The following is a 767-nucleotide window of genomic DNA, read 5'->3' as shown; positions in this document are numbered from 1 at the left end:
CTGACTATTGACGATGAGGACCGGATCGTCAGCATTCGCGGCGACGAGAATAACGCGATGAGCCGCGGCTATGCCTGCTTCAAGGGAATTCACAGTCACGAAGCGCAATATAGTCCCGAACGCCTGCTGCATCCCCTGAAGCGCCAGCCGGACGGCACCTTCGCGCGCATCTCGATCGAGCAGGCGCTCGATGAGATTGCCGAGAAGATGAAGGTGATCATCGACCGCGACGGTCCCGAGGCGCTGGGCCTGTTCATCGGCAACGGGGCGAACTTCAACTCCGCCGCCTTCTCGATCCACTTGCCGTTCATGCAGGCGGTGGGATCGCGGCACTTTTTCACCACCAATACGCTCGACCAGTCCGCCAAGATGATTACCTATGAGCGCATGGGTTTCTGGGCAGCCGGCCCGCAGCGCTTCGATACCGCCGATGTGATGATGGTCTTCGGCAGCAACCCGCTGATCTCGCACGCATCGCTCAACTTCCTGATGGCCGATCCGGTCCGCACGATGAAGGCGGCGCGGGCGCGGGGCATGAAGCTCATCGTCATCGATCCCCGGCTGACCGAAACCGCGCGCTATGCCGACATCCACCTCCAGCCGATCCCGGGGCACGACGCGACGATCGCCGCAGGCATGATCCGCATGATCCTCGCCGAAGGCTGGGAGGACAAGGAGTTCTGCGAGCGCTATGTCGGCCCCGAGGGCATGGCCGCGCTGCGCGAGGCGGTCGAGCCGTTCAACGAGGAGATGGTGACGCACCGCGC

General features: G+C 63.2%; 1 protein-coding gene. It reads left to right on the top strand.

All coding sequences use genetic code 11. From position 1 onward, the window contains the following. Positions 1–767: molybdopterin-dependent oxidoreductase (locus MRBLMC3_RS17515; RefSeq protein ID WP_363830873.1), on the top strand; the 767-nt coding region annotated here is incomplete at both ends.

The organism is Sphingobium sp. LMC3-1-1.1 (genome assembly GCF_040676285.1).
Lineage (GTDB): Bacteria > Pseudomonadota > Alphaproteobacteria > Sphingomonadales > Sphingomonadaceae > Sphingobium.
Note: the sequence above shows the minus strand (reverse complement) of the source record. Positions and strands in the feature narration are given on the sequence as shown.